Source organism: Bartonella jaculi (genome assembly GCF_039543045.1).
Classification (GTDB): domain Bacteria; phylum Pseudomonadota; class Alphaproteobacteria; order Rhizobiales; family Rhizobiaceae; genus Bartonella; species Bartonella jaculi.
The window spans coordinates 3707-12320 of the sequence record NZ_BAABIZ010000023.1 but is presented as its reverse complement, the minus strand read 5'-3'; the positions used below and the strand labels follow the sequence as shown (position 1 = coordinate 12320).

The following is an 8614-nucleotide window of genomic DNA, read 5'->3' as shown; positions in this document are numbered from 1 at the left end:
TCTGTAAAAAGAAAAGCAGGGTGCATTGGAGAGTTCGTAAAGGGGGAGGCGAAAAGTGATGCAGTGCGTGGGTTGAAAGAGTGGGACGGTTTCTGGTGAGATTGGATGCGCATGAAGGGCGGTTCCTGAGCGGTTGCTTTCTGGTGGCAGGGGTTGCTTGGTGGTTGGGGTTTGCTTGAAGGCGGCTTTTGCTGATCTTATGCCGATGGGATTGGGAAGTTGGCTGGAGAGCAGCAATAGGGGCGTTGTTGCTGGAGAGTTTCGATTGTGGGATACTCATGCGCGGCGGCTCCTGAGCGGTTGCTTTTTTTAGGCATGCTGCTTAGATTGTCTATCTCCTATAATCCCAAAATGGAGGAATTTGCTCGAAAAAGCAGAGAAATCTGCAACAATTAATCTGCTCATGACAATAAACCCAAATGTACAAGCCAAACTTCGTATGCATAATGAACAAAAACATTAAAAATTACATCACATGCTAAGCAGAGACTTATATTCCTTAACCCTTTTTCTGTGTGCTGAAACAGAGACTGTTTTTTCTTCCTCTGTTGTTACTAAGTTCTTATCAAACCTCTCGGCAAGAGTTTTGTCCTTTTTGTTTACTTTTTCATTTTCAGCTCCCGGATGTGACTTAACATATTGTTCGAGACGCCTTCTGCTTTGCGTGTGTTTGAAAAAGCTAACTGGAAGATACGCATCCAATTTATCAGAAGGTAAAGGCGCATCTGATTGACATAACACGCCGTCAATATTGTCCTTGTGCATTCTTGTCAATTTACCAGCTTCGGTATGAAGCTTTTTGGCAAGCGCTAAACTAAAAATTCCACACTCAGAAGAGCTGCGTTGAATATCCATTTCTACTATGGAAAAACGACAATCAGGTAATTGAGATTTAATGGACATTTGAGTTCTTAATGCCAACATCGCTGGATTCATACTCTTGAGTGTTGCTGATTCAAAAAATATCAAGGATGTTTTGTTTTCGATGGTTCGATGATCAATCACCGCAAAATGCATTCCCTTTTCCTTCATGTTCACTATATGTCTGCAAGATTGAACCCCATTATCAATGGCTTCTTTTATTGAAAGGCAAAGCTCTTCAGAGCTCGTAGCAAATTTAAGATCTAATCTTGGATATTTAAGATTTGCTTGTTCTATGAGAGCAGGCATTAGTTTCAAATCTATATGTGCATAATCTTTTTTAATCCAACTCCCGTCAGCAATATCTTTCTCTAAGCCTGTAATGATATCTTGTAATTTTTCATGATCGAATGGGATATTTTTTTCTTTTTCGGTGTTGAGTTGTTCTAAACGTGCTAGAAGACTTTCTAGGGATTCATTTTCGATATCGGCTCCTTGAACACTTGATGAACTCTGGGCGCTGCTTTTTGAATCTTGTGGCTTCATAAATTAATCTCCTTCTTTATAAGAAGGAAAAGGCTATCCTTTCATTTTGCTAAAAACATGTTTTATTCTAGATAAACAATGCCTTATTCTGGGAAAAACGGTATTCACTGCTTTTTTCCTCTGAAAGGTAAGGGAATCAGGGGATGTTCCAAATCTCAACAGCTTTCGTAAGGCTTACCAAACTGAAATTTCCAGCTTTTCAAGAAAGCATCAAAAGCCAAAGGAGTAATAAAAATTCGGCTGCTTTTATCTTACTCTTTACGGCTTATCATCTGCCTTCTCTTTTACGCAGAAATCCCTCTGTGAGAGAGAACTTTGCTTTTTGAGAGCAATCTCGACCAGTGTCAATGAAAAACAGACTGAAATTTTATTCTGTTTCCTCATGGAGAAGCTTCGTTCTCATCTCCTGATGGGGAAACGTCATTTTGTCTCTTGATGGGTTGCTTTATTTGTCTCTCTGTAAGTAAAATTTTTGCGCAAGCCTTTACATTCCACTCTCCAAGCCATTATTCTGCTGTTGAGAGGCAGGACTATGATGCCTCTCAGCTATCACTTTGTTTAGTATGTCTTCCTATCCTTTTTAGAGGATTGCCTCCTTTTCTCTTCAACAGAAGAGATGGGCAAAAAATAAACTTGACTCTTTTAATATAATACCACAAGACAGCTTATATTTTCAAATAAATTTTGATAAATCTACGAGAATACAGTTGAATAACAAAACGAGCTGTTTGCGTCGATTGCTTCTTATATCCGTTTTTTCTTTTTATAAATCTCCTTTATAGAGTACAGTATGGGAAGCGTATCAAGAACAAAACGCAACGGACTAACAAGAAAGGAGAGCCGATTGCTCTTCTGCAAAAAGCTATTGTAGATAAGATGTTGTAGATATTATAATACCGCATGAATGTTATGCTGGCGATGCTGCTGTTGTGCTTCTTTTATCGCTTCGTTCATCTCTTCAGAGTGAGTGGTTGTTCTTTGATTGCATTGTTTTCGTGCTTTTTTATCCGATGATAAGGGGGCAAAATCATCACAAGAGCCATTGAGAAAACCTTTTGCGCATCAAGAGTCATTTTTGATTTGTCGATACCGTTGTGCGGGCAATGCTTTGATTTATAACGATCATTTATCGTTTTGCATGGTGAATGAAAGCCCCTCATACTGTAAGATTCTCTCATTTTAAATCTGTTTATAGTGAATCAATCAAAATTATTTGCTTGCACCTGATGCTTCATGCATCCTGTTTATCGCTAAGCTCACTAGGGCACCTGCTCACTAGGGCACCTGCTCACTAGGGCACCTGCTCACTAGGGCACCTGCTCACTAGGGCACCTGCTCACTAGGGCACCTGCTCACTAGGGCACCTGCTCACTAGGGCACCTGCTCACTAGGGCGCTTGCTCACAAGGGCGCTTGCTCACAAGGGCGCTTGCTCACAAGGGCGCTTGCTCACAAGGGAGGCTGCTCACAAGGGCGCTTGCTCACAAGGGAGGCTGCTCACAAGGGTGTCTGCTCACTAGGGAGGCTGCTCACTAGGGAGGCTGCTCACTAGGGAGGCTGCTCACTAGGGTGTCTGATAGAGGAGCTCAAAAGCGGGTTTTTGGCATCTTCTGTGGTCACACAAAACTGTTTCGTATACATCGTGGGGGGGAATGCAGTCGTGGGGGGTGGAGTTGTAATTTTTTATCCTCCTTTTTGCTCTTTTTGCTGTGCGATAAAAAGTATGATGCCGTCTTTCATGGTAATGAAAGAAGGTCAAGGAGAGATGGAGGATTTTTTTGTTGCTTTCTTCTCATACGTAAATCTTTTCTTGTGTCGAGGTCCTCACACTATCAAGGTCTTGTTATAAAATTATGCGGCGTCAATTGATGACAGAGATGTTCGCATCTTGAAAAAAGCCGTTTTTTATACGCCAATATCCTGTTATAAACGCATGTTAAGCCTTGTTTGAAAAATGCCACGCTTTTACCTTTTTGAATATACACAGCTTTTTAAAAAGAGGGATTGAAAATTTTTATGCAGGCTGTTACATCATCTTTAATGCATGAAGCTATCACATTGCCTACACAGGTGTGTTGCGGAGGTTGACAAATCGAATGCGAGAAAATCCTTGGCTGTTTTCGCAGCTTTGTACGATTTGGAGATCAACGTGTAGTTGTATGTAGGGTGGGTGCTTTCTCTTATACATGTCCATAATGTGGAAGGGGGATCAGTGATAGGACTCTATGTAGAAAGAGTGCTGATGGGCGGCGTTGTAAAAATGCTGTAAAACATTTAAGGAGCGGGGAATGTTAATATGACAACAGACAACCAGAAATTAAATCAATCTTCTCAATCACAACAATCTTCTCAGGCGCAACAATCTTCTCAGGCGCAACAATCTTCTCAGGCGCAACAATCTTCTCAGGCACAACAATCTTCTCAGGCACAACAATCTTCTCAGGCACAACAATCTTCTCAGGGGCAAGATTATGCCTCTCTTCTCAAAGATTCAATGAGGGACAAAGAATCTAAACTTTGTTCGTTCAGAAAATCGATGCTTCTTTCAAAAAAAGATTATATCATAATAATCTTCATTTCTGTGATCATGTTGGTTTTTGGAGCCTTTCAACCAATGACTCTGTTCACGTTTCTTTTTCAGTTTTTCAGTGGGCTCGGTAGCCTTTTGGGAGATGGCTTTGGTTCCTTTATATCTAGGCTGCCGATTGCATTATGGGCACTTTCTATCATTTTCTTACCTGTGGTGTTGGTGCTCCACATCATACTGGATCGTAAATTGAAAGCAATGATGGGAAAACTAGAAAAATCTTCTCAACAGTAAGACAAAACAATCACGGCATAAATGCCATAGGGGAAAATAACTATGCTTACATTATTCTTCGCGTTCCTAGCTTTTTTAGGAATCGTTATCATTTCTGTTTTAAATGGTGTCTTGCTAATCGGGATTTATTACCTTTTTATCAAACGTGTGAGATTGTATCTTACTCTGGATAAAGAGCTGAAAAACAGTCACTGAACAACAGAAGTAGCAATTGAGCAGAGATGAAAGAAGTCAAAAAATGAAAGGACAAAATTCAGTCTTTGATAAATTTTTTGATAAAAAACAACTCTCTCTTTCTTGGCAAGATTATAAAAAAATATTCTCCCTCTCTACGGTTTTGGTTATTTCTCTCACCACCGTGTGCGTTGTATACCAAGCAAATTGGGGGGAAGGTATCTTGTCTTTTAGGATATTCCTATTGCTTGCATGGGGCTTGCTGTGTGCTCTGTTGTTCTTACCGATCGTTTTGCTATCCCGCATGATAGTGACGGGTAAGTTGAAAAAAATGCTTCACCAACTTGAAGAAGAGGTGGAGCAGCAAGATAAACTGATGACAGCATTGGATGCAGGAGAAGGGGAAAAATGAAGAGTTTGTTGTATTCCTCTTTCACTTGTTCTTATCCTTATGGTGCTTGTTATTATAGTGCTTGGCTCTTTCGTCAAGGGGCAGGTGTTGTGCCTTATAACTCTTATATCAAAGTCTTCGAAACTGTATGGCAAACGAAAATGTATGGCTGTATGGCAAGGGGACTGACGGTACTGAGACACATGATGAAAAGCGTCACATAGTGTGTGGGAAGCCGTGAATCGTTTAGAGAAAGAGTTTTACAATTGCACGCGTAAAAATGCGTGCGTAAAAAATAGCGCTTACCAAGGGAAACTCTGCCCAGGGAAAATTCTGCCCAGGGAAAATTCTGCCCAGTGAGAATTGTACCCAGGGAGAATTGTACCCAGGGAGAATTGTACCCAGGGAGAATTCTATAATGGGAAAAACAACGCTTAAAAGAGGGAAGACGTCGTCGTGTGAGGCGGTGCGAGGCAAGAGGTACAGTGGAGGGTAAAAGAGCAAGAGTGCAAGAAAAGCTCGTGTTTTGATATTGTCTCCAGTGAAAGTGGGAAATGAAAAACTGTTGCTGTAAAATGAAAACTAAGGGAGACAAATGTTGTGCAAAACAAAGTGGCTCGTTTCTCTGCAGCAAGAACAGTTCAAAAGTTTTTAGGAAAATGTGTAAAAAAGTGAGGAAAAATGAAGGGGAAAAAGTTAGCGTTTTGTTTAGGATTGCGTTTTCTTTCATTCAAAAAATCAATGGTGTTTTTATTGAAAAATTATAAAAAAATGTCTCGCAACTTTCTCATCATGTTTTGCATCCCTCTTATCTGGATTGCTTTAGAGACTCCCGCTTGCGCAAAGTCTTTCACACAGATGTTGGGGTGGGCAAAATGGGATGTCCTTGGTAATCTTCTCTTTCTTTTGCCGGTTTTGATCTGGGCATGTATTTTCGCTCCCCTTCCTATCCTTTGGGGACTCCACAATATTCGCGATCGTAAATTGAAAAAAACAATTCAGAAATTGGAAGAAACAACAAAGTCGCAGGATAAATCAGATAAGGTATAAATGCCATGGGCCCAGGAGCGATTATTCTTATCGTCCCGATCATTTTATTTGTATTTCTCAGTGTCGTGATCTTGGCCGTTTTGGTCACGGCAATAATCATGGCGCCTTATTACTCTTTTCTTAAACGTTTGAGGCTGTATTACAAGGTGAAAGAACAAAAACGCTTGATGAAAGAACATCTGCAGCACCTTGGTGATCTTGAAAATAATGAAAAAGAAGGCAAAAACAAGATTTTCGCTCTCAACACAGAGGATAGTTCCTTCTTACTCAAAAAGTGGCTGGATTTTTCATGGAAAGATTATGCCATTATACTTTTCCTCTCTCTCATCATTATCGCTTTCAAAGTGTATGTGTATATAAGTTTTGTGCAAGAGATGAATTATGTCCAAGAAATGAAGCGTAATTTAAGCAGCATCAATGAAGGGAGACTTGAAGAATTGGTCTTTCTCTTATTGCTGCTGGTCTTTATATCGGCATGTGTTTTGGTAACTATCCCTGTCATTTTGATGCTCCGTGCACTCTTAACTGCTCAGTTGAAAAAAAAGATCCAGCGGTTGGAAGAATTAACCTATCAACAAGATAAAGGCGTCCATTAATAGAACGCAAGGGGGAACAAAGTGCCTCATATGATGCTAGAATACATGATGGGATATACGTTCATTTGCCTCTTTTTTGCGGGAGTGGTGCTTGATGTTTTTTTAAGTATAGCAGTTGTGGCGCTGTATTACTCTTTTCTCAAGCGTTTGTGTGCGTATTACAAGGTGACAAAACACTTAACAAAAGCGCTGAAAAAGAATGCCTAGTGGCTTAAAGGTGTCATGGGGGAAAAGGGATGAAGAGGGGCAAAAGATCTTCAGAGGCAGAAGGGAAAGCTTTGCGGGAGTGGTGCTTGATGTTTTCTTAAAGAAGCAGTTGTGGCGCTGTATTACTCTTTTCTCAAGCGTTTTCGTGCGTATTACAAGGTGACGAAACACTTAACAAAAGCGCTGAAAAAGAATGCCTAGTGGCTTGCAGGTGTCGTAAAACAAGGGGATGAAGAGGGGCAAAAGATCTTCAGAGGCAGAAGGGAAAGCTTTGCGGGAGTGGTGCTTGATGTTTTTTTAAGTATAGCAGTTGTGGCGCTTGTGCACCATGCAAGAGTGTACAACGTGGCGGTTTGGCAACGGAGAAAGAAAGGCAAGACAGCTATCGTACTTGAAGCATCCATGGCACTTTTAGTGGGTTTTAAAAGAGTTGGCATGAGAAAAAAAATACGCTCGCATAAGAAAAGAGCAATGAAGGGCAAGAGCGTAACATTTGATAAAGCACCGCGCTCTTTTTCATTCGAACAAGCGTTTCTTTTGATGAGAGATCATATCGTTATCTCTTTGCTCTTTCTCCTTATTGTACTGTGCAGAAGGATTCTCTTGGTACCAAGATTAGCAGAGTGGAAGCTGAGTGTGGGGCAAGACAGTACTGTTTTTTGTCTCCGTGCTCTGGCAAGTTTAGCGGTCTGTATTGTTGCCTTTATGCCGGTGATGCTGGTGTTGTGCATAGTCTTTACGCGTCGGTTGAAAAAAATATCCAGAGACTAGAAGAAGCAACTTGGCAACGTGATAAAGCGATGTGTATCCAAGTGATAGGTCTAGAGAGCGATAAATCTACGCAGTGTTAAGTCTGGGCGATAAGGGACAAATTATAAGTGAGATATTCTTTATCCGTTTTACTTTGAACGAGGAGATCTGAGGAAATACGTGGTCTTTTGAATAGCATTAATCGTCTTTTTTAGTTTGCTTCTGGTGGTATCTTCTCTTTTCGTGACGCTGTTGATTTTAGCACTGTATTACTCTTTTCTCAAACGTACGAGGGGGTATTGTAGAGTGAAACGAGAATTGAAACGCGTAAGAAAAGAGCGCAACAGAGCGCTTGCGCAGTTATAAGTTATAGAGAGGTGCAAGAGGCAATGTTCAGCAGCTCTGTGACAAAAAAGAACGGATGGTGGAGGAAACATAAGGCAAAGAGGGTGAAAAATCTCTCAGGTCTGTGAGGAGGATGCTCTTACCATTTGGAAAGCAACAGCGCTTTTAGAAAGTCTGGGTGGTTTGTTGAAAGAAAGGCAAGACAGCTATCGTACTTGAAGCATCCATGGCACGTGAGTGGTTCTTAAAAAAGTGCGTATGAGAAAAAGAATGCGCTCGCATAAGAAAAGGAAAGAGCAATGAAGTGGAAAAATTCAGCATTTTTTAACAAACGGCCCTCTTTTTTCGAGAAAGAGCTTTTTTCTACGCGAGAGCTTGTTGTCATTTGTTGCCTCTCACTCGTCATTGCCTTGTGGGATAAGATCCTCTCTCTACCATCCTTGGCAGAATGGGAATTAACAGTAGAGCAAGACAGTATGCTTTTGTCTGTCTCCGTGCTCTGGCAAGTGATTACAGTGTGCGCTTGTGTTTTGATTCCAATTATGGCGATAGTCTACATCATATTGTGGTATTTGTTGGGAATAAATACCCAAAAATTGAAAGAAATAAACCAGCAACAGGGTAAAATAACCTTTCACCAAAAGGATCGCTATAAAAAGAGCGATAGGGGGAAAAAGTACGATATTCTTGTTGCAATATTTGTTCTTGTGCTTGTGTTGGTGACAGCTTGGATTGCTGTTATTCCCATGATGATTTTGCCACTTTATTATGGTGTCTTTAAGCAGGTGAGAATGTATCGCTGTTTAAGAAAACAACTGAAAAGCGTGCTGAAAGAACCTGATACAGCTGTTTGAGAAACTACGAGAGGGAAAGA

General features: G+C 40.8%; 9 protein-coding genes. 8 read left to right on the top strand and 1 reads right to left on the bottom strand.

The window, feature by feature from the left end; translation table 11 throughout:
• The first annotated feature begins 160 nt into the window (after positions 1-160).
• Positions 161-313, top strand: a complete 153-nt coding sequence (locus ABD915_RS07305) for a hypothetical protein (protein WP_345116983.1) — start codon at positions 161-163, stop codon at positions 311-313.
• A gap of 158 nt (positions 314-471) precedes the next feature.
• Here the strand turns inward: ABD915_RS07305 and ABD915_RS07300 are convergent, their stop codons facing one another.
• Positions 472-1407, bottom strand: coding sequence for a YopJ/AvrA family T3SS effector serine/threonine acetyltransferase (locus ABD915_RS07300; RefSeq protein WP_345116981.1), 936 nt, complete (start codon positions 1405-1407; stop codon positions 472-474).
• A 2295-nt stretch (positions 1408-3702) separates the two neighbouring features.
• On the opposite strand from ABD915_RS07300, the gene ABD915_RS07295 reads away from it, so the two are divergent.
• From ABD915_RS07295 to ABD915_RS07265, 7 genes are all read left to right on the top strand, one after another.
• On the top strand, positions 3703-4227 hold the full coding sequence (locus tag ABD915_RS07295) for a hypothetical protein (protein WP_345116979.1): 525 nt from the start codon (positions 3703-3705) through the stop codon (positions 4225-4227).
• 238 nt (positions 4228-4465) lie between these two features.
• Positions 4466-4813: a hypothetical protein gene (locus tag ABD915_RS07290; protein WP_345116977.1), complete on the top strand. Its 348-nt coding sequence runs from the start codon at positions 4466-4468 to the stop codon at positions 4811-4813.
• The gene (locus tag ABD915_RS07285; RefSeq protein ID WP_345116975.1) at positions 4810-5016 is read left to right on the top strand and encodes a hypothetical protein; all 207 of its coding nucleotides are present in this window, start codon (positions 4810-4812) and stop codon (positions 5014-5016) included. The genes ABD915_RS07290 and ABD915_RS07285 overlap by 4 nt, the downstream gene beginning before the upstream one ends.
• Before the next feature lie 547 nt (positions 5017-5563).
• Positions 5564-5842 carry a hypothetical protein gene (locus ABD915_RS07280; protein WP_345116973.1) on the top strand — a complete coding sequence of 93 codons (279 nt, stop codon included), beginning with the start codon at positions 5564-5566 and terminating at the stop codon, positions 5840-5842.
• Positions 5843-5847: 5 nt separating this feature from the next.
• Positions 5848-6438 (top strand): hypothetical protein, encoded by a 591-nt coding sequence (locus tag ABD915_RS07275; RefSeq protein WP_345116971.1) that lies wholly within the window; start codon positions 5848-5850, stop codon positions 6436-6438.
• Between the two features lie 866 nt (positions 6439-7304).
• Positions 7305-7496 (top strand): hypothetical protein, encoded by a 192-nt coding sequence (locus ABD915_RS07270; RefSeq protein ID WP_345116969.1) that lies wholly within the window; start codon positions 7305-7307, stop codon positions 7494-7496.
• Between the two features lie 543 nt (positions 7497-8039).
• The gene (locus ABD915_RS07265) at positions 8040-8594 is read left to right on the top strand and encodes a hypothetical protein (protein WP_345116967.1); all 555 of its coding nucleotides are present in this window, start codon (positions 8040-8042) and stop codon (positions 8592-8594) included.
• Positions 8595-8614: the final 20 nt, after the last annotated feature.

Coding starts and splice junctions, on each gene's coding strand:
- ABD915_RS07300 (WP_345116981.1), bottom strand. CDS start 1,407: ATGAAGCCACAAGATTCAAAAAGCAGCGCCCAGAGTTCATCAAGTGTT.
- ABD915_RS07295 (WP_345116979.1), top strand. CDS start 3,703: ATGACAACAGACAACCAGAAATTAAATCAATCTTCTCAATCACAACAA.
- ABD915_RS07290 (WP_345116977.1), top strand. CDS start 4,466: ATGAAAGGACAAAATTCAGTCTTTGATAAATTTTTTGATAAAAAACAA.
- ABD915_RS07285 (WP_345116975.1), top strand. CDS start 4,810: ATGAAGAGTTTGTTGTATTCCTCTTTCACTTGTTCTTATCCTTATGGT.
- ABD915_RS07280 (WP_345116973.1), top strand. CDS start 5,564: ATGTCTCGCAACTTTCTCATCATGTTTTGCATCCCTCTTATCTGGATT.
- ABD915_RS07275 (WP_345116971.1), top strand. CDS start 5,848: ATGGGCCCAGGAGCGATTATTCTTATCGTCCCGATCATTTTATTTGTA.
- ABD915_RS07265 (WP_345116967.1), top strand. CDS start 8,040: ATGAAGTGGAAAAATTCAGCATTTTTTAACAAACGGCCCTCTTTTTTC.